General features: G+C 71.3%; 19 protein-coding genes. 12 read left to right on the forward strand and 7 right to left on the reverse strand.

The features are described from left to right. Positions 1-912 (reverse strand): glycosyltransferase family 2 protein (locus tag RY94_RS08130; protein WP_331375589.1); only part of this gene is annotated, 912 nt, incomplete at its 3' end. After that, positions 909-1,478: a WhiB family transcriptional regulator gene (locus RY94_RS17245; protein WP_082046181.1), complete on the reverse strand. Its 570-nt coding sequence runs from the start codon at positions 1,476-1,478 to the stop codon at positions 909-911. The genes RY94_RS08130 and RY94_RS17245, both read right to left, overlap by 4 nt. 258 nt (positions 1,479-1,736) lie before the next feature. On the opposite strand from RY94_RS17245, the gene RY94_RS08140 reads away from it, so the two are divergent. After that, positions 1,737-2,495 carry a TIGR03089 family protein gene (locus RY94_RS08140; protein WP_043444044.1) on the forward strand — a complete coding sequence of 253 codons (759 nt, stop codon included), beginning with the start codon at positions 1,737-1,739 and terminating at the stop codon, positions 2,493-2,495. Here RY94_RS08140 and RY94_RS08145 read toward each other — a convergent pair. Next, positions 2,470-3,024: a GtrA family protein gene (locus tag RY94_RS08145; RefSeq protein ID WP_043444046.1), complete on the reverse strand. Its 555-nt coding sequence runs from the start codon at positions 3,022-3,024 to the stop codon at positions 2,470-2,472. The two genes, RY94_RS08140 and RY94_RS08145, sit on opposite strands and share 26 nt — an antisense overlap. A 292-nt stretch (positions 3,025-3,316) precedes the next feature. Here RY94_RS08145 and RY94_RS08150 point away from each other — a divergent pair, with 292 nt between their 5' ends. The 5 genes from RY94_RS08150 to RY94_RS08170 are packed head-to-tail and all read left to right on the forward strand — an operon-like array spanning position 3,317 to position 8,912. Further along, entirely contained in the window at positions 3,317-4,492 is a 1,176-nt protein-coding gene (locus RY94_RS08150; protein ID WP_043444566.1) for a 5-(carboxyamino)imidazole ribonucleotide synthase, read from the forward strand. Between the two features lie 41 nt (positions 4,493-4,533). Beyond that, on the forward strand, positions 4,534-5,037 hold the full coding sequence (purE, locus tag RY94_RS08155) for a 5-(carboxyamino)imidazole ribonucleotide mutase (protein WP_442853447.1): 504 nt from the start codon (positions 4,534-4,536) through the stop codon (positions 5,035-5,037). Then, on the forward strand, positions 5,037-6,596 hold the full coding sequence (locus RY94_RS08160) for an LCP family glycopolymer transferase (RefSeq protein ID WP_052274138.1): 1,560 nt from the start codon (positions 5,037-5,039) through the stop codon (positions 6,594-6,596). Before purE ends, RY94_RS08160 begins: the two co-directional genes overlap by 1 nt. 47 nt (positions 6,597-6,643) lie before the next feature. Beyond that, a complete protein-coding gene (manA, locus tag RY94_RS08165; protein WP_043444050.1) occupies positions 6,644-7,915 on the forward strand; it encodes a mannose-6-phosphate isomerase, class I in 1,272 nt (423 codons plus the stop codon). A gap of 4 nt (positions 7,916-7,919) precedes the next feature. Then, a complete protein-coding gene (locus RY94_RS08170; RefSeq protein ID WP_043444052.1) occupies positions 7,920-8,912 on the forward strand; it encodes a lipid II:glycine glycyltransferase FemX in 993 nt (330 codons plus the stop codon). A 26-nt stretch (positions 8,913-8,938) separates the two neighbouring features. Here RY94_RS08170 and glpX read toward each other — a convergent pair whose 3' ends face one another. Beyond that, positions 8,939-9,991, reverse strand: a complete 1,053-nt coding sequence (glpX, locus tag RY94_RS08175; protein ID WP_052274139.1) for a class II fructose-bisphosphatase — start codon at positions 9,989-9,991, stop codon at positions 8,939-8,941. A 152-nt stretch (positions 9,992-10,143) separates the two neighbouring features. On the opposite strand from glpX, the gene RY94_RS08180 reads away from it, so the two are divergent. The 5 genes from RY94_RS08180 to RY94_RS08200 all read left to right on the forward strand — a co-directional run bounded on the left by RY94_RS08180 (position 10,144) and on the right by RY94_RS08200 (position 15,445). Further along, positions 10,144-10,896: a DUF4245 domain-containing protein gene (locus RY94_RS08180; RefSeq protein WP_231554464.1), complete on the forward strand. Its 753-nt coding sequence runs from the start codon at positions 10,144-10,146 to the stop codon at positions 10,894-10,896. A gap of 26 nt (positions 10,897-10,922) precedes the next feature. Beyond that, positions 10,923-11,537, forward strand: coding sequence for a carbonic anhydrase (locus RY94_RS08185; RefSeq protein ID WP_043444573.1), 615 nt, complete (start codon positions 10,923-10,925; stop codon positions 11,535-11,537). 21 nt (positions 11,538-11,558) lie between these two features. Next, the gene (locus RY94_RS08190) at positions 11,559-13,034 is read left to right on the forward strand and encodes a class II fumarate hydratase (RefSeq protein WP_082046182.1); all 1,476 of its coding nucleotides are present in this window, start codon (positions 11,559-11,561) and stop codon (positions 13,032-13,034) included. 114 nt (positions 13,035-13,148) lie between these two features. Continuing rightward, positions 13,149-13,817, forward strand: a complete 669-nt coding sequence (locus RY94_RS08195) for a TetR family transcriptional regulator (RefSeq protein WP_043444577.1) — start codon at positions 13,149-13,151, stop codon at positions 13,815-13,817. Continuing rightward, positions 13,814-15,445 (forward strand): MDR family MFS transporter, encoded by a 1,632-nt coding sequence (locus tag RY94_RS08200; RefSeq protein WP_043444055.1) that lies wholly within the window; start codon positions 13,814-13,816, stop codon positions 15,443-15,445. The genes RY94_RS08195 and RY94_RS08200 overlap by 4 nt, the downstream gene beginning before the upstream one ends. 36 nt (positions 15,446-15,481) lie before the next feature. Here RY94_RS08200 and RY94_RS08205 read toward each other — a convergent pair whose 3' ends face one another. Then, positions 15,482-15,952 carry an NUDIX hydrolase gene (locus tag RY94_RS08205; protein WP_043444057.1) on the reverse strand — a complete coding sequence of 157 codons (471 nt, stop codon included), beginning with the start codon at positions 15,950-15,952 and terminating at the stop codon, positions 15,482-15,484. A 5-nt stretch (positions 15,953-15,957) separates the two neighbouring features. Next, positions 15,958-16,464, reverse strand: coding sequence for a prepilin peptidase (locus tag RY94_RS08210; RefSeq protein WP_052274142.1), 507 nt, complete (start codon positions 16,462-16,464; stop codon positions 15,958-15,960). 58 nt (positions 16,465-16,522) lie between these two features. On the opposite strand from RY94_RS08210, the gene RY94_RS08215 reads away from it, so the two are divergent. Then, positions 16,523-17,278 carry a hypothetical protein gene (locus tag RY94_RS08215; protein ID WP_043444059.1) on the forward strand — a complete coding sequence of 252 codons (756 nt, stop codon included), beginning with the start codon at positions 16,523-16,525 and terminating at the stop codon, positions 17,276-17,278. Position 17,279: 1 nt separating this feature from the next. Here the strand turns inward: RY94_RS08215 and RY94_RS08220 are convergent, their stop codons facing one another. Further along, entirely contained in the window at positions 17,280-18,611 is a 1,332-nt protein-coding gene (locus tag RY94_RS08220; RefSeq protein WP_052274143.1) for a PhoH family protein, read from the reverse strand. Positions 18,612-18,663 lie beyond the last annotated feature (52 nt).

The following is an 18,663-nucleotide window of genomic DNA, read 5'->3' on the forward strand; positions in this document are numbered from 1 at the left end:
GAGGTGGAACGGCCGGCCGACGCCGGCGAGGCTGCCGAGCAGCTGGCCCGCACCGTGGGCCGGGTCCTTCGCCAGGAGGCCGAGGAGCAGCCGGGCCAGGCCTCCGAGGACGGCCCCGACGGCGAGGAAGGGCACCGTCGGCGCGGCGGCGTGCTTGAGGCGGAGGTACACCTCGGCGGCCCGCGCGCCGTGCGGCGTGGACACCGGGTGCGGCCTGGCCCGTGCGTGGCGCAGCACCGCCCTCGGCACCACCACCACGCGGTGGCCGGCGAGGCGGTTCCGCCAGGACAGGTCGACGTCGTCGCCCACGCCGTGGAGTGCCGGGTCGAAGCCGCCGAGGGCGTCCCAGACGTCCCGGCGGACCAGCATGCCCGCGGAATTGACGGCGAAGACATCGCTCCGCGCGTCGTACTGCCCCTGGTCGTGCTCGTCGACATCGATCAGCGTGAGCCGTTCCGCCCATCGGCTGACGGACAGTCCCACGTCCACGAGGGCGCGGCGATCGTCCCAGGCGACCTGCTTCGCGCCGGCCACCGTGACCGAGGGGGCACGCTCCACCGCGAGGAGCAGCTCGGCGAGCGCCCCGGGTTCGGGGGCGGAGTCGTCATGGAGGAGCCACAGCCAGTCATGGCTGTCGTCCTCCCCGGACCCCCCGTACGGCGGGATCTCGGCGACGGCGGTCCGCACGGCCGTGCCGAACCCGGCGCGCGCGGGAGCACCGACCACGGGGCTGCCGGCGGGCAGCCCGAGCTGGAGGAGGGACGCCGAATCGTCCGTCGACCCCGTGTCCACGCCCACGCAGAGATCGGCGGCACGCCTCTGGCGTCCGAGGGCTTCCAGGGTTGCCGGGAGGTACGCGGCACCGTTGTGGGCTACGACAACGGCGGTGACGCGGAGGTGCTGCCGGATCAGACTGCTCGCTTCCGCAACCTGCGGCGCTCCCGCTCGGACAGACCACCCCAGATGCCGAAGCGCTCGTCGTTCTCCAGCGCGTACTCGAGGCACTCGGACTTCACGATGCAGGAGCCGCACACCTTCTTGGCGTCACGGGTGGACCCGCCCTTCTCCGGGAAGAAGGCCTCGGGGTCGGTCTGCGCGCACAGGGCGTCCGCCTGCCAGGAGAGCTCGCCGTCGTCGTCGACGTTGCCCGGCACGAGCGGCTGCCCGATCCACGCCGGCCGGCCGGCCGGCGCCGACTGCGGACGGGCGTCCTCCTGGACCTCGGGGGCGAGGCCCGGAAGGACGAGGAGGCTGCTGGGGCCTTCGACGTCGGGAAGGAGCGTGAGGGTCTGGTGGGCGCTGAGGAAGCCGGTGGCCTGGTCCTCCAGCATGGAACGCGTGTCCTCGCGGTACCGCTCGCCCCCCAGCGGATCGGCGGGATCGAGGAACCAGTCGGCGGGAACGCCCCGTGAGCCGTAGCGGGCCGAGGCCTGCGCTGCGATATCTGGTCGGTCCTGCGTGCGTTCTGCCTGCCCCATGATCAGCCTTCCCGGTGTCGCTGTTCCAGCATCAGCATGGGTCGACCCTCGCGCCCGCCTGCTGGAACAGATCCGTTGCCCTAATTACACGGGTGTAACACGATTTTCGTCAAGCGGCGGGCGGAACCTTATAGAGTCGGGGCTTGACAATCACGAGTGCCACGCCATCAAAACTACCTGTTTTCGCCGACGCGTAAGCAAGTAGTCCTACGTATCACGTCGGCGAACACCGACCCTCGAGCCGGAAGAGGCCCCATCATGCCACAGACACCCGCGCAGCTCCTGACAAGGATGCGGTCCGTCAGCCCCACGTCCCCCCGCCTCGTCTGGCACGGGCGGGAAGGCCGCATCGAGCTGTCGGGGCGCGTCTTCGACAACTGGGTCGCCAAGAGCTCGAACCTCCTCGTCGATGAACTCGACGCCACCGGCGGGACGATCGTCGCCGTCGACCTGCCGGTCCACTGGAAGACCCTCGCCCTCGTCTTCGCCTGCTGGCAGGTGGGCGCCGTCGTCGTGCCGGCCGACATCGACAGCGAGCCTGCGACCTTCGCCGACGCCGACATCGTGCTCTCCTCGCGGGCCGGCCTGGAGGTGGCCCCGCCCCGCCTGCTGGCCTGCGTGGCCCTCGGCTCGCTGGCGCTCCGATGGGACGGGCCGCTGCCGCGGGGAGCGGTGGACTTCGCCGCCGAGGTACGGTCCCACGGCGACGTGTTCCCCGACGCCATGGACGGTCCCGGTGTGGCGACGTCCGCTCCCCTGGTCCGCGCCCAGGGGCGGACACTGACGGCGGCGGACCTCGCGGGCCTCGTGGCGGTGCCGCCCGGCCACGAGCCCGGCGTGGCCGCCGACTCCCCCACGCTGCTGCTGGGATCCGGCGTGGATCTGCTGCGGGCCCTGGCTGCCGCGTTCGCGGTGTGGGAGCGGGACGGGGCGCTCGTCCTCGTGGAGGAGGGCGTACCGGTCACCGATCGGATGCTGGAAGGCGAGAAGGTCACTGACCGGCTGGGGACTGCCTGACCTTCTCGACCGCGGGCGCCGGCGCGGCATGGGATCCCGTGCCCGCCTGCCCGCCCTCCGGGTGGACGAGCTCCTGGTCGTGGCTGAACGCCGGGTCCTCGTCGAGTTCCACGTTGAACACCCAGAACCGGTAGGCGACGAAGCGGACGAAGGTCGCGAGCACGGTGCCGAAGACCCCGACGATGAACAGGACGCTCGGATCCGTGACCGCGAAGCCGTATTTCGCGACGGCGACGCAGCCGGCGGCGATCCCCATGCCGATCACGTTGATGAAGAGGAACATCACCAGCTCGCGGGCCGGGTTGGGCTGGCGGCGGCGGCGGAAGGTCCAGTAGCGGTTGGCGACCCACGCGAACATCGTGGCCACGCCGGCCGAGACGAAGCGCGCCTTGACCTCGCTGCCGCTCATGGGGCCGTGGATCAGATACCAGTAGAGGCCGTTGTCGATGACGAAGGCCACACCGCCGACCGCCCCGAACTTCGCCACCTCGCGCCAGAAAAGGGAGGCGAGGCCCCTGATCCGGTCCATGAGTCCTGCCACTGTCAACCTCCGTGGTCCGATACGAACGCCGGCACCGCAGGGCATGCTCCCGGCGGACCTGCAGGACGAACCGCGACGGGGCCGGCAGAGCGGGCAACCCAGGCCGACCTTTGCATGGCGCGTTTCGGACCATTTTACGGCCTCCCCGGGGCCGGCTGTCGCCAGGGGCCCCGGAAACACCCGGTGGAAGCCTGACAGTGTCCTGTGAAACGCCCGTCGACCGCCGCGGTCCTGTCCGCCGGATGGCCGGGTCCGGCTGCCCCGTGGTTACCCTGTAGTGGTGACTTTTCCCGTGATAGGCGTCATCGGCGGCGGCCAGCTCGCCCGCATGATGGCCGGCCCCGCCGTCGAACTCGGCATCGAACTCCGCGTCCTCGCAGAGGGCCCCGACGTGTCCGCGGTGGCCGCCGTCGCCTGGTCCCGGGTGGGCGACTACCGCGACCGCGAGACGCTGCGCGCGTTCGCCGAGGGGGTCGACGTCGTCACCTTCGACCACGAGCACGTCCCCGGTGAGCTCCTCGCCGGACTGGCGGACGACGGCGTGGCCCTCCACCCCTCGCCGGCGGCGCTCCGCCACGCCCAGGACAAACTCGTGATGCGGCGCGCCGTGGACGGCCTCGGGTTGCCCAACCCGTCGTGGCGGGCCGTGACGGACGCGGCCGGCGTCGAGTCCTTCGCGGCGTCGACCGGCTGGCCGGTGGTCCTCAAGACACCCCGCGGCGGCTACGACGGCAAGGGGGTCCTCGTGCTCCGCGATGCCGAGGCGCTCGAGGCGGCCCGCGACTGGTTCACCGGCGGTGAGCTGCTCGTCGAGCAGTTCGTCCCGTTCAGCCGCGAACTGTCGGTCCTCGTGGCCCGGCGGCCGTCCGGCGAGGCCGTGGCGTGGCCGGTGGTCGAGTCGATCCAGGTGGACAGCGTGTGCAACGAGGTGATCGCCCCCGCCCCGGCCCTGGCCGACGACGTCGCCCGTGCCGTCACCGCGGCCGCACTGCATCTCGCCGAATGCCTCGACGTCACCGGCGTCATGGCGGTCGAGCTCTTCGAGACCCCGGGGTCGGGAGCGGGCTACCTCATCAACGAGCTCGCCATGCGGCCGCACAACTCGGGCCACTGGACCATGGACGGCTCCGTGACCGGCCAGTTCGAACAGCACCTGCGCGCCGTGCTCGACCTCCCCCTGGGATCGACCGCCCCGCTGGCGCAGCACACCGTCATGAAGAACATCCTCGGCGGGGCGAACACGGACATCTACGCGGCGTACCCGTCGGCGCTCTCCTCAGGACCGTCGGCTAAAGTGCACTTCTACGGCAAGGACGTGCGTCCCGGCCGGAAGATCGGCCACGTGAACGCGCTGGCGGCCCCCGGGGAACCGCTGGCCGACGTCCGCGCGAGGGCCACGAGGGTAGCCGCGACACTCCGCGACGGCGCAGAGACACCCTCCACCACTCAGGAATGACCGAAGGGAATGCAGTGACGAACGCCCAGGTAGGCCTCGTGATGGGCTCGGACTCCGATTGGCCCGTCATGGAAGCCGCAGCGGCTGCACTGGCCGAGTTCTCCATCCCCTACGAGGCCGACGTCGTCTCCGCGCACCGCATGCCCCACGCGATGATCGAGTACGGCAGGAGCGCCCACGAGCGCGGACTCCGGGTCATCATCGCCGGGGCAGGCGGTGCCGCGCACCTTCCGGGCATGCTCGCCTCCGTGACGCCGCTGCCCGTGATCGGCGTACCGGTCCCGCTGCGCTACCTCGACGGCATGGACTCGCTCCTGTCGATCGTGCAGATGCCCGCGGGGGTCCCGGTGGCGACCGTGTCCATCGGCGGCGCCCGCAACGCAGGACTGCTCGCCGTCAGGATGCTCGCCTCCGGCACGGACGAGCAGGCGGCCACCCTGCGCCGGCAGCTCACCGAGTTCGCCGGGGCGCTCCGGCGGACCGCGGAGGAGAAGGGCAGCGCACTCCGCTCCCGCATCGCGGAGTCGACGGCGGACGACGCGTGATGACGGCCTCCCGCATCGACGGCCACGGAGCGCGCGGCACCTTCACCGATCCCGTGCGGTACCCGGAGACCGCTCCGCCCGCGGTCCGCACCAAGCGCGCCGCCGTCCTCCTCGCCCTGACGCTCGTCCTCCCGGGCTCCGCGCAGACCGTCGCCGGGGACCGGCGTCTCGGGCGCAGGGCGCTGCGCACCACGTTCGCCTGCTGGGGGCTCCTGCTCCTGGGGCTCGTCCTCGCCGTCACGGACCGGAGCCTCATCGTCGGCATCGTCACCCACCGCTGGTGGTCCCTGCTGCTGATCGCCGCGATGCTCGGGATCGCCGTCGGGTGGGCGCTGCTCTTCCTGAACACCCTGCGCCTCATCCGCATGCCCCTGCTCGACCGCGGCGTGCGCCCCCTCGTGGCCGGGGCGCTCGCGGTGCTCATGGTGCTCACCAGCGGATCCCTCGCCTACGGCGCCTACGTCCTCGGCGTGGGCCGGTCGACGGTCGGCTCCATCTTCCAGTCCGGACCCGCCTTCGACCCCGTGGACGGCCGCTACAACTTCCTCCTCATGGGCGGCGACGCCGGCGAGGATCGCACCGGTCGCAGGCCGGACAGCATCTCGGTGATCAGCGTCGACGCGGAGACGGGCGCCACCGTCACGTTCAGCATCCCGCGCAACTTCCAGAACGCCCCGTTCTCCGAGGACTCCCCCCTCTGGGAGGTCTACCCCGACGGCTACAACTGCGGCGACCCGTGCATCATCAACAGCCTGTACACGGACGTGACGCAGAACTACCCGGACCTGTACCCCGACGACCAGGATCCCGGCGCCGAGGCGATGATGGACGCCGCGAGCGGTGTCCTCGGGATCGAGGTGCAGTCCTACGTCCTCGTCGACATGAACGGCTTCGAGCAGCTGGTCGACGCCATGGGCGGCATCCGGATCGACGCCGGCGGCTGGGTCCCCATCACGGCCGCCGAGATCCCCGGGACCGACCCCATCCGCCACTACCCGCCGGACGGCTGGATCAAGCCGGGCGTGCAGACCCTCGACGGCTACCACGCCCTCTGGTACGCCAGGAGCCGTGAGTTCGTCACGGACTACGACCGCATCGCGCGCCAGCAGTGCGTCCAGCAGGCCATGATCGCGCAGCTGGACCCGGCCACCCTCCTGACGCGGTTCCAGTCGATCGCCGCAGCCGGCACGCAGATCGTCGAGACGGACATCCCGCAGGACCAGCTGGCCGGCTTCGTGGACCTCGGGCTGAAGGCCCAGGGCCAGGAGACCCGCCGCCTGACCATCGGCCCGCCGGACTTCGGGACGCCCGCGGAGAACTTCGTCACCTACCCGGACTTCGACCTCGTCCATGCCCGGGTGCAGGAGATGCTCGCGGACGGCGACCCCGCCGCGGGCGGAGTCCTGCCGCTCGAGCGCGCGGGCCTTCTCGCCGCGGTGCCGGCCCAGACCACCGACGACTGGATCACCGAGGAGTACCTGCAGGAACTCGCGACGATCGGCGACGACGTGACGCTCGGCGAGCTGCTCGCCGACAACGGGGAGTGCTCCCCCGCCTGACCGGCACCGGCCGCCGACAACCTCCCGACCATCCCAAGGACCTGACGATGTATCTCCTCGACAACACCCTCCGCCCCTACGCCTGGGGATCGGACCACGCGATCGCCGACCTGCTGGGCAGGGTGCCGTCGGGCGGGCCCGAGGCGGAGCTGTGGATCGGCGCGCACCCGGACTCGCCCTCGGTGGCGCGCGGCCCGGCAGGACCGGCCGACGCCGCGGACGGTGCGGGTGGCCGCGCCCTGGACTCGCTGATCGCGGAGGACCCGGAGCACCACCTGGGCGCCGGGGTCGCAGCCGAGTTCGGACGGCTCCCCTTCCTGCTCAAGGTCCTCGCCGCCGACAGTCCGCTCTCGCTCCAGGTGCATCCGACCCTCGACCAGGCCCGGGAGGGCTTCGCCCGCGAGGAGGCCGCCGGGACCGACCGCGCCGCGGCAGGACGCAACTACAAGGACGACAACCACAAGCCGGAGATGCTCCTCGCGCTGACGCCGTTCGAGGTGCTGTGCGGCTTCCGGCCCCCGGAGCAGGCGCGCGCCGTCCTCCACCTGCTGGTGGAACACTTCGACCGCGCCGGCCTCGATCTCCCTCCCCTTCTCCCGCTGCTGCTCGAGGACCTCGCCCGGCGGGAGGAGCCCATCGCCCTGCGGTCCGCGTTCGAACGACTGATCGCCGGCGGCACGGACGTCACCGAGGCGACGGCCGCCATCGTGGCCGCCCTCGCCTCCGGCGCCCCGACCGCACCGTACGAGGCGGAGCTCTCCACGGTCACGATGCTCGATGCCCGGTACCCCGGCGATCCGGGTGTCTTGATCTCGCTGCTGCTCAACCGCGTCTCGCTGGCACCCGGAGAGGCCGCCTACCTCCCGGCGGGCAACGTCCACGCGTATCTGCGCGGACTCGGCATCGAAGTCATGGCCTCCTCGGACAACGTCCTGCGCGGCGGGCTCACGCCGAAGTTCGTGGACGTGCCGGAGCTGCTCCGCACGGTCTCCTTCGAGGCCGTCGGGGTGCCGATGATCGACCCTGAGACCACCCTGCTGGGACAGGAGGTCTTCCGGCCGCCGTTCCGGGAGTTCCAGCTCCAGCGCGTCGAGCTCGGGCCCGGCGCCGCACCCGTCCCGCTGGCGCAGGAGGGCCCCGCCGTCGTCCTCGTGGTGTCCGGCTCCGTGCTGCTCGACTCGCCGAAGGGCGAGCTGCTGCTGGAACGCGGCGACAGCGCCTTCCTCCCCGCCGTGGATGCTCCCGTCAACGCGCACGTGGTGTCCGGCGCTACCGGCACCGCCCTGGCCTTCGCCGTCACCACCGCCCCGGGGCGCTGAGACCGTGGACCATTTCCTGCAGAGCCCGCCGTGGGGCGCCCTCCAGCGCGACCTCGGACGCACCGTCCATGAGCGCTCGGGCCCCGGCTGGCGCTTCCTGGCCGTCGAGGAGAGCAACCCCGCCGGCACGCTGCTCTACGCCCCCTACGGGCCGATCGCCACCTCCCTGGTCGCGTTCGACGCCGCCCTGGCGGCGCTGACGGACCTGGCCCGCCGCTGCGGTGCCGTGTTCGTCCGGATCGAGCCGGTGGATGCCGGCTTCCCGGTGGACGACGCCCCGAGGGTCCTGCGCGCGCGAGGCCTCCGACCGGCGCCGGCCAACCAGCAGCCGGAGCTCACCTGGCTGGTGGATCTGGACCGGGACTTCAAGGCCGTCCTCGCGGACATGAAGCCGGTGAACCGCAATCTGTACCGGAACATCCACAAGAAGGGCGTGACGTTCCGGTCCAGCCAGGACCCCGCGGAGATCGCGGTGCTGCTGACGTTCCTGCACCTGACGGCGGCGCGCAACGGCTTCACACCGCAGAGCGACGGCTACCTGACCCAGGTGGCCCGGTCCCTCATGCCCGCAGGAGCTGCGACCCTCTTCATCGCGGAACTCGACGGCGCGCCGATCGCGGCCGCCCTCGCCTACGACTCGGCGGACACGCGGACCTACGCCCACGCCGCGCTGGACGACGCCCACCGGAAGCTCAGCGCCGGGATCCCCCTGCTGGTCACCCTCATGGCCGATGCCAGGGACAAGGGCCTGACGCAGGTGGACCTCTGGGGCATCGCCCCCGCGGACCAGCCGGACCACACCTGGGCCGGTTTCACGGCGTTCAAGAAGTCCTTCGGCGGCCGCGAGGTCGGCTACCCCGGGACCTGGGACCTGCCGGTGAGGAAGCTGCGCTACCGCGGGTACCGGGCGGCCCGGACCGGGGCTCAGTCCGCCCGTCGGGGCATCCGGGTGGCCCGGACACTGCCGGCCCGCCTGCGCGGCGCGCTCCGACGCTGACCCGGGCGCCCGTGCGGGGCGGCCCGCTAGTCGCGGACGCGCGCGTAGGTCTCCCACTTGTGGGCCTGGTGCTCGCCGTCGACCACGCGGATGGTGCCGGACTTCGAGCGCATGACGATCGACTGCGTGAGCACCTTGTCCTTGCTGTACCGCACGCCGCGCAGGAGGTCGCCGTCGGTGATGCCCGTGGCGGCGAAGTAGCAGTTGTCGCTCGTGACGAGGTCGTTGGTCGACAGGACGCGGTCGAGGTCGTGCCCGGCGTCGAGCGCCTTCTGCTTCTCCTCGTCGCTCGTGGGCCAGAGCCTGCCCTGGATGACGCCGCCGAGGGACTTGATGGCGCAGGCCGCCACGATCCCCTCGGGGGTCCCGCCGATGCCCATGAGGGCGTCGACGTCCGTGCCCTCGCGGGCCGCGGCGATGGCCCCGGCGACGTCGCCGTCCATGATGAACTTGGTGCGCGCACCGGCCGCGCGGATCTCCTCCACGAGCGGCTTGTGCCGGTCGCGGTCCAGGATCATGACGTTGAGCTGGCTGACCTTCTTGTTGTTGGCCTTCGCGATGAGATGCAGGTTCTGCTTGACCGGCAGGCGCAGGTCCACCATGTCGGCGGCCTCCGGCCCGGTCACGAGCTTCTCCATGTAGAAGACGGCCGAGGGGTCGAACATCGAGCCCCGCTCCGCGACCGCGAGGACGGCGAGCGCGTTGTTGATGCCCAGCGCCGTCAGGCGGGTGCCGTCGATCGGGTCGACGGCGACGTCGCACTCCGGTCCGCTGCCGTCGCCCACGCGTTCGCCGTTGAACAGCATGGGGGCCTCGTCCTTCTCGCCCTCCCCGATCACCACGATGCCGTTGAAGTGCACGGTCTGCAGGAGCGAGCGCATGGCGTCCACCGCGGCGCCGTCGGCGAGGTTCTTGTCGCCGAAGCCCACCCAGTGGCCGCCGGCGATGGCCGCGGCCTCCGTGACGCGGACGAGTTCGAGGGCGAGGTTCCGGTCCGGTTCCTTGTCCCCGACGGCCAGGGCCGGTGAGAGTGTCGAGTACTGGGCATTCGTAGCGTTCTGGGACACGTCTATCCTCATCGTCGAAGGTCATCGGGCAGCACGCGGGCGCACCTGTCCGGTGCTGTCATCATAGGCGCGTCGACGGCGCCGTGCCCGCCGGCGGCGCATCCGTGCGGCGCCCCGGACGCCCCTCGTTAGGCGCCGCGGCCGCCATCAGCGAAAATGGAGGGGTGAGCGATCAAGGTGACGAGCGGACGACCCCCGGGACACGACCTGCATCCGGGGACGGGCAGGTCCCGGCCGTCCACCCGGCCGTACAGGAGGCACGGCGACCGGACGACGACGCCCGACGCACGGCGGAAGCGGACGCCGACGCCCCGCCCATCACGCTCACCCCGAACCAGGCCAAGCGCGCCAGCTCGACGGCGCGCGGCATGCTGATCGCCACCGGCGCGACGATCGCCGTCGTCCTCCCCGTCTACTTCCTGAATCCGAGCTATACCGCGGAGACGTACCAGCGTGACATCGACGTCGAGACCGTCGCACGCCAGGCGGCGGGTGACGCCGGCTACCTCCCGGCATCCCCGGCCCTCCCCGAGGGGTGGACCTCCAACTACGCACGCTGGGTCAGCGGCCGCAGCGACGCGGTCGACTACTGGGAGGTCGGGTTCCTCACCGCGGACACCGGGTTCATCCAGCTCACCCAGACCGACGACGCGAACCCCACCTGGACCGCGCAGCGCGTCGGCGACGCGCAGGTCTCCGGGACGCGGACCATCGGCGGGCTCGAATGGGAGCTCCTCGACGCGCAGAACGGGGACACCGTGCTGACGTCGGAGGTCGACGGCGCCACGGTGATCCTCAACGGGGAGGCCTCCCTCACCGAGTTCGACACCGTGGGCGAGGCCGTCGTCGAGGACGTGCGGCAGAACGCCGTCGACGAGGCCGAGCGCCTGTCATCTTCGGACACGGACGGCTCGTGACGGGCGGAGACAGTACAGTGGGCGGCGTGACCCAGCAACTGACTCCCGCCGCCGCCTGGCAGCGACTGCAGGAGGGCAACGCGCGCTTCGTGGCCTCCGACGTCTCGCACCCCAACCAGGACGCCTCCCGCCGCACCGCACTCGTGAACGACCAGCACCCGTTCGCCGTCATCTTCGGCTGCTCGGACTCGCGGCTGGCCGCCGAGATCATCTTCGACCTCGGCCTCGGCGACGTCTTCGTGGTCCGCACGGCCGGGCAGGTGATCGACGACGCCGTCCTCGGCTCGCTCGAGTACAGCGTGAGCGTGCTCGGCGTCCCCCTGATCGTGATCCTCGGCCATGACAGCTGCGGCGCCGTCACGGCGACCATGAACGCGGTCGAGACCGGAGACATGCCCACGGGCTTCCTCCGCGACCTCGTCGAACGGATCACGCCGTCCGTCCTGACCGCGCGGCGGGCGGGCGTCACCGACGTCAACACGACGGTCATCGAGCACACGAAGCAGACCGCCCAGCGGCTGGTCGACAGCTCCCGCGTCATCTCCGACGCCGTCGAGGACGGGAAGGTCGCCGTCATCGGCGTCTCCTACCGCCTGGACGACGGCAACGCGGCGCTGGTGTCAGGATTTGGCGCACTGTAGAGCAGCGGTAAGAATTGCGGCATGACTCCAACGCCTGCAGCCGGCCCTGAATCCACCCCGACGACGGGCACCACGCCCGGCGCGGAGAGTACCGAATACCGCATCGAACACGACACCATGGGCGAGGTGCGCGTCCCCGTCGACGCCCTGTACCGGGCGCAGACGCAGCGGGCCGTCGAGAACTTCCCGATCTCCGGCACCACCCTCGAGCGCGCACACATCGAGGCGCTCGCCCGCATCAAGAAGGCCGCCGCGACGGCCAACGCCGAACTCGGCGTGCTCGACGAGGAGCGCGCGCGGGCCATCGAGGCGGCCGCGGAGGACGTGGCGTCGGGCCGGTACGACGGCGACTTCCCCGTGGACATCTACCAGACGGGCTCCGGGACGTCGTCGAACATGAACGCCAACGAGGTCATCGCGACCCTCGCGAGCCGCGCGCTCGAAGCCGCGGGGAGCTCCACCTCGGTGCACCCCAACGACCACGTCAACGCGTCGCAGTCCTCGAACGACGTCTTCCCCACGTCCGTCCACGTCGCCGCGACGTCAGCACTCGTCAAGGACCTCATCCCGGCGCTGGCGCACCTCGCCGAGGCCCTCGAGCGCAAGGCGGAGGAGTTCAGGACCGTCGTCAAGTCGGGGCGCACGCACCTCATGGACGCCACCCCGGTCACGCTGGGGCAGGAGTTCGGCGGCTACGCGGCCCAGGTGCGCTACGGCATCGAGCGCATCGAGGCCTCCCTGCCCCGGGTGGCCGAGGTGCCGCTGGGCGGCACCGCCGTGGGCACCGGCATCAACACCCCGGCGGGGTTCTCGGCGCGCGTCATCGAACTGCTCGCCCAGGACACCGGCCTCCCCCTCACCGAGGCACGGGACCACTTCGAGGCGCAGGCCAACCGCGACTCCCTCGTCGAGGTCTCGGGCATGCTGCGCACCATCGCGGTGTCGCTCACGAAGATCCACAACGACCTGCGCTGGCTCGGCTCCGGCCCGAACACCGGCCTCGGCGAGATCGCCCTCCCCGACCTGCAGCCCGGCTCGTCGATCATGCCCGGCAAGGTGAATCCCGTGATCGCGGAGGCCGTGATCATGGTCTGCGCCCAGGTGGTGGGCAACGACGCCACCGTGGCCTGGTCCGGCACGAACGGTGCGTTCGAGCTCAACGTCGGCATCCCCGTGATCGCCCGGAACGTCCTGGAGTCCATCCGCCTGCTGAGCAACTCGACGCGCGTGTCCGCGGACCGCATGATCGACGGCATCACGGCGAACGTGGAGCGTGCGCGCTTCCTGGCCGAGGCCTCCCCCTCGATCGTGACGCCCCTCAACAAGCACATCGGGTACGAGAACGCGGCGAAGATCGCCAAGAAGGCCGTCGCCGAGGGCCTCACGGTGCGCGAGGCCGTCGTCGCCCTCGGGTTCGTGGAGCGCGGCGAGCTGACCGAGGAGCAGCTGGATGCGGCGCTGGACGTGCTCTCGATGACGCGGCCCCCGCAGGCCTGATCCGCCGCGGGACCCCGGACACGGAGGAGGGGCGCATCCGGTGGGTGCGCCCCTCCTCCGTGTCCGGGCCGCGGTATTTTGCACTGAGGGGTCCGTAGTGCAAATATGTACTCCATGAACGAAAGTGCAACGGACGAGGCACCCGGACTCCGGGAGCGCAAGCGCCGCCGGACGAGGGCCTCCGTCGTGGCGGTGGCCCGGCAGCTCACCCTCGAGCACGGCCTCGCCGGCTTCACCGTCGAGCAGCTGTGCGACGAGGTGGGCATCTCCCGCCGCACGTTCTTCAACTACTTCCCGTCGAAGGAGGATGCCGTCCTCGGGCACCCCGACGAGGGCCTCCCGCCGGCGATCCTCGACGCCTTCGTCGCCTCCGGCCGGAGCACCCCGCCCCTGCCGCTCCTCGACGCGCTCACCGACCTGTTCGCCGAGTTCGGGAGCAGGATGCCGATCTCGCGGGAGGAGTACGCGACGATGTCCGCCGTCCTGCACCGCGAACCGCACCTCCTGGCGAAGATGGCTGCCCGGGCGGAGTCGAAGTCCCAGCTCCTGACCGAGCTCATCGTCGACCGCGAGGGACTCCCGGCGGACTCCCCGGAAGCGCGCATCGCCACTCTCGTGCTGGGCGGCCTCGCCCGCCGGTCCTTCGACGAGTACTTCGCGGAGGGCAACACCCTGTCCTATCCGGAGGTCCTGCGGCGGAACATCGACGCCCTGCGCTACCTCTTCCCCTCCCCTTCCGCCCCCCAGACCCAGACCCAGACCCAGGACCAGGACACGACATGAGTACCCCGACGGCACAGGACGGCCCGCTCCTCCTGACCCAGAAACGCATCTGGATCATCTTCTCGGCGCTCATCGCCGGGATGCTGCTCTCGAGCCTCGACCAGACCATCGTCTCCACCGCCATGCCCACGATCGTGGGCCAGCTCGGCGGCGTGGAGCACCAGGTGTGGATCACGACGGCGTATCTCCTCGCCACCACGATCGTGATGCCCATCTACGGCAAGTTCGGCGACGTCCTCGGGCGCCGCAACCTCTTCCTCTTCGCCATCGCGCTCTTCACGGTCGCGTCGATCGGCTGCGCCTTCGCCACGGACTTCTGGGTGTTCGTGATCTTCCGGGCCGTCCAGGGCCTCGGCGGCGGCGGGCTGATGATCCTCTCGCAGGCGATCATCGCCGACATCGTCCCGGCCAACGAGCGCGGCAAGTACATGGGCCCCCTCGGCGGCATCTTCGGTCTCAGTGCCGTCGCCGGTCCCCTGCTCGGCGGTTACTTCGTGGACCACCTCACCTGGAACTGGGCGTTCTACATCAACATCCCCATCGGGATCGCCGCCTTCGCCATCGCCTGGTTCACGCTGCGGCTGCCGTCCAGGAAGGCCACGAAGCGCATCGACATCCCCGGCGTCGTCCTGCTGTCCGTCGCCACGACGTGCCTGATCTTCTTCACCGACTTCGGCGGGGACGCGGCGGAGGGCTGGACCTCGCCGCTCACCTGGGCCTTCGGTGCCGGCATGGTCCTGGCCACGGTCGCGTTCATCCTCGTGGAACGCCGCGCAGAGGACCCGATCATCCCCCTGCACCTCTTCCGCAACCGCACGTTCGTCACCAGCACCGGCATCGGCCTGACGCTCGGCCTCGGCATGTTCGCGGCGCTCGCCTTCATGCCGACCTTCCTGCAGATGGCCTCCGGGACGTCCGCCGCCGTGTCAGGACTGCTCCTCGTCCCGATGATCGTGGGCCTCATGGGCACGTCGATCTGGTCCGGTATCGCGATCTCCCGCTCCGGCCGGTACCGCAAGTACCCGATCGCCGGCGTCTCGATCACCCTCCTGACCCTGGTCTGGATGTCGACGCTCACGGCGACCACGCCGATCTGGGTCATCTGCACCATGCTGTTCTTCTTCGGCGCAGGGCTCGGCCTCATCATGCAGGTGATCGTCCTCGTGGTGCAGAACGCGGTGGCCCCGACCATGGTGGGCGTCGCCACGAGCACCAACAACTACTTCCGCGAGGTCGGTGCGTCGCTCGGTGTCGCCGTCTTCGGCGCCATCTTCACGAGCCGCCTCTCGGAGCGCCTCAACGGGACCTTCGCCTCGTTCGGTGCCAGCCCCGAGGCCGCCGGCCAGGCGACGTCCACGCTTGATCCCGCCGCGCTGAACGCCCTGCCGGACCAGGTGCGCGACGCCGTCGTGAGCGACTACGCCGAGTCACTGGCTCCCGTGTTCCTCTACCTCGTGCCGTTCCTGGCGATCGCCCTCGTCCTCGCCCTCCTGCTGCGCGAGATCCCGCTCTCGACGACGTCGGGCATGGTGGCGCGGGGTGAGGCGATCGGCGGGGAGGAAGCCGTCCGCCTCGAGCGGGAGCGCGAGCGGGAGGCCGCCGGGTCGCCGGAGCGATCCGGCCTCTGACAGCCGCGCGGGCGCCCGACCCGCGCTTCCCGGGGGTCAGGACACGAAGCGGGCCACGCCGTCGAACGAGGCCGCCCCCTGCACCAGGGCGAGGTGCCGGGGGTCGAGATCGGGCAGGGCGTCCCGGGTGAACCAGCGGACGTCGGTCGACTCGTCGTCGTTGACCCGGGCGGTGCCGCTGACCAGGCGGCACCGGAAGTCGAGGTTCAGGAACGTCACCACGTCGCCGTTGGGAAAGGTGATCGGCCCCACGACGTTCGTCCCGAGCAGGCACTCGACCTCGACGATCACGCCGGTCTCCTCCTCGACCTCGCGGCGCAGGGCCACCGCCGGTTCCTCGCCGGGTTCCACCATGCCGGTGATGATGGCCCACGCGCCATTGTCGGCCCGCCGGCCGAGGAGCACCCGCCCGGCGTCGTCGAGCACCACGCCACCCACGCCCGGGAGCCAGAGGGGAGCATGGCCGATCGAACGGCGCAGGGCGAGGACGAAGTCCGGGGTAGGCATGCGTTTCAGGGTAGTCCGGCGAGGCCGAGTGCTGCTCCCGCGACGAGGAACGGCCCGAAGGCCACCGCGGAGCGCAGCGTGACCCTGCGGGCGGCCAGCAGTGCCAGGCTCCACCCTCCGCCGAGGACGACGGCGAGGACCGGACCCCGCCAGAGTTCGTCCCACCCGGCGAACCCCAGGTACAGGCCGAGGAGTCCCGCGAGCTTGACGTCCCCGAAGCCCAGCCCCTGCGGATGGAGCAGGTGCAGCGCCGCGAAGGCCACCAGCAGGACCGCTCCCCCGCCCAGCATCCCCGGGATGCGCTGCCAGTCCCCCGCCGTCCCGGCGGCCGTCCCCAGGAGCAGCACCGCCGCGGGATAGGACGGCAGGACGATGCGGTCCGGGAGCCGGTGCGTCCGCCAGTCGATGACGCCCAGCCGTGCACCGACGACGACGAACCCCGCGAGCGCGGCGGCGAGGAGCACGAAGGCGACGGGCTCCCTGCCCAGGTAGTCGGCGAGCACGGGGATCACGGCTCCAACCTACGCGACGGCCCTGATCCGGCGGCGCATCCACGGTTACACTGTGGAAATGTCGGCCCAGCACAGTTCCAGCCCCGAGGAGACGTTCCGCTCGCTCTGCCGCTCCTCCCCCTGGCGCTGGGAGACCCTGCGCTTCACCATCACCTGGCGTGCGCCGTCGGAGGCGGGCCGCGACACCGCGCCTCCGCTCACGGCCTGGCTGCGCCGGCCCGCGGCGCTGCGCGTCGAGGCCGCGGACGGCACGCTCCTCCATTCGACCACCGGCAATGAGACCTCCCGCGACGCCATGTACGTGAGCGCCACCCGGAAGTCCTGGCTCCTCGCACCGCGTCTCGTGACCCCCGTCTACGACGACGCCGGGTTCGTGCGGCGCCGGCCCGAAGCCGCGTACGGCGAGGCGGTCTTCGGCGATCCGCGCTGGTCCTCGATGCTGGACCCCGTGGAGCTCGCCGGGAACGCACCCGTTGCGATGGTCTACCCGGGGGCCGAGCGGGTGGAGATCGAGGATCTCGCCGAGGAGGTGTTCGCGGGCCGACCGGTGCTCGCGGCGACGCTCACCCCCAACGCCGGCTACACCGCGACCGCGCCGGGCCACCCCCTCATCGGCGACGGGCGGACGCGCGTGCTCATCGACGTCGGCACGGCGGTCTGCGTGTCGACGACGGCGCTCGACGGCCCGTCGGGCGGTGCCGGCCACGACCTGCAGATCCTCGGCGTGGACGAGTACCTGACGGACGACTACTTCCGGGCGGCACCGCCCGAACTGAGCGACGTGAGCCGGCACGTGCCGTGGATCGTGGAATGACCTAGATCTCCGCGCTCTCCAGCAGGTCCGTCACGAGGGCCGCGATGGGCGAGCGCTCGGACCGCGTGAGGGTCACATGCCCGAACAGGGGGTGCCCCTTGAGGATCTCGACGACGGCCGCGATGCCGTCGTGGCGTCCCACGCGCAGGTTGTCGCGCTGGGCGACATCGTGCGTGAGGACGATCCTGGAATTCTGCCCGATGCGGCTCATGACCGTCAGGAGCACGTTCTTCTCGAGGGACTGCGCCTCGTCGACGATGACGAAGGAGTCGTGCAGGCTCCGGCCGCGGATGTGGGTGAGCGGCAGGACCTCCAGCATGCCGCGGTCCAGGACCTCCTCGACGACCTCCTGCGACACGATCGCACCGAGGGTGTCGAAGACCGCCTGCGCCCAGGGGTTCATCTTCTCGTTCTCGCCGCCGGGCAGGTAGCCGAGTTCCTGGCCGCCCACGGCGTAGAGCGGCCGGAAGACCACCACCTTGCGGTGCTCCCGGCGTTCGAGCACGGCCTCGAGTCCCGCGCACAGGGCGAGGGCGGACTTGCCGGTGCCGGCGCGTCCGCCGAGCGAGACGATCCCCACCTCGGGATCGAGCAGGAGGTCGATGGCCAGGCGCTGCTCGGCGGAGCGGCCGTGCAGCCCGAAGACGTCGCGGTCGCCCCGCACCAGCCGGACGTGCTTGTCCGCCCCCACCCGCCCCAGCGCGGAACCGCGCGGCGAGAGCAGGATGACGCCGGTGTTGACCGGCTGCTCGGCCGCGGCCTGCGTGAACACGGCCTCGTGGCGGTAGAGCGTGTCGACCTCCTCGACGGTGGCGTCGAGTTCCACCACGCCCGTCCAGCCGGAGTCCCGGACGAACTCGCTGCGGTACTCCTCGGCCTTCAGGCCCATCGCGGAGGCCTTGAGGCGCAGCGGCAGGTCCTTCGAGACCACCGTGACATCCCGCCCGCCGACGGCGAGGGACTTCGCGACCGCGAGGATGCGCGCATCGTTGTCACCGCTCCGGAATCCGACCGGGAGCACGTCCGGGGAGACGTGGTTCAGCTCGACGCGCAGCGTACCGCCCTCGTCCCCGAGGGGGACGTCCCGGTCGAGGCCGCCGTGGGCCACCCTCAGGTCGTCCAGCAGCCCGAGCGCCTTCCGTGCGAAGTACCCGAGCTCGGGATCGTGCCGCTTGCCCTCGAGTTCGGAGATCACGACGACCGGCAGGACCACCTCGTGCTCGTCGAACCGCAGGATGGCGCGGGGGTCCGACAGCAGGACCGAGGTGTCGACGACGTAGCTGCGACGGTGGGGCGTTGCATCAGGCGATGGTGCGGTGGTGCTGGTGGCCATGTGGACTCCGCTCCGGGGTGGACCCACCCCGACGTCGTAGGGTTGACGCGGG

Source organism: Arthrobacter sp. L77 (assembly GCF_000816565.1).
Lineage (GTDB): Bacteria > Actinomycetota > Actinomycetes > Actinomycetales > Micrococcaceae > Arthrobacter_D > Arthrobacter_D antioxidans.

Coding starts and splice junctions, on each gene's coding strand:
- RY94_RS08145 (WP_043444046.1), bottom strand. CDS start 3,024: ATGGACCGGATCAGGGGCCTCGCCTCCCTTTTCTGGCGCGAGGTGGCG.
- RY94_RS08140 (WP_043444044.1), top strand. CDS start 1,737: ATGCCACAGACACCCGCGCAGCTCCTGACAAGGATGCGGTCCGTCAGC.
- RY94_RS08160 (WP_052274138.1), top strand. CDS start 5,037: ATGACGGCCTCCCGCATCGACGGCCACGGAGCGCGCGGCACCTTCACC.
- RY94_RS08205 (WP_043444057.1), bottom strand. CDS start 15,952: ATGCCTACCCCGGACTTCGTCCTCGCCCTGCGCCGTTCGATCGGCCAT.
- glpX (WP_052274139.1), bottom strand. CDS start 9,991: ATGAGGATAGACGTGTCCCAGAACGCTACGAATGCCCAGTACTCGACA.
- RY94_RS08195 (WP_043444577.1), top strand. CDS start 13,149: ATGAACGAAAGTGCAACGGACGAGGCACCCGGACTCCGGGAGCGCAAG.
- RY94_RS08190 (WP_082046182.1), top strand. CDS start 11,559: ATGACTCCAACGCCTGCAGCCGGCCCTGAATCCACCCCGACGACGGGC.
- RY94_RS17245 (WP_082046181.1), bottom strand. CDS start 1,478: ATGGGGCAGGCAGAACGCACGCAGGACCGACCAGATATCGCAGCGCAG.
- RY94_RS08200 (WP_043444055.1), top strand. CDS start 13,814: ATGAGTACCCCGACGGCACAGGACGGCCCGCTCCTCCTGACCCAGAAA.
- RY94_RS08215 (WP_043444059.1), top strand. CDS start 16,523: ATGTCGGCCCAGCACAGTTCCAGCCCCGAGGAGACGTTCCGCTCGCTC.
- manA (WP_043444050.1), top strand. CDS start 6,644: ATGTATCTCCTCGACAACACCCTCCGCCCCTACGCCTGGGGATCGGAC.
- purE (WP_442853447.1), top strand. CDS start 4,534: ATGGGCTCGGACTCCGATTGGCCCGTCATGGAAGCCGCAGCGGCTGCA.
- RY94_RS08220 (WP_052274143.1), bottom strand. CDS start 18,611: ATGGCCACCAGCACCACCGCACCATCGCCTGATGCAACGCCCCACCGT.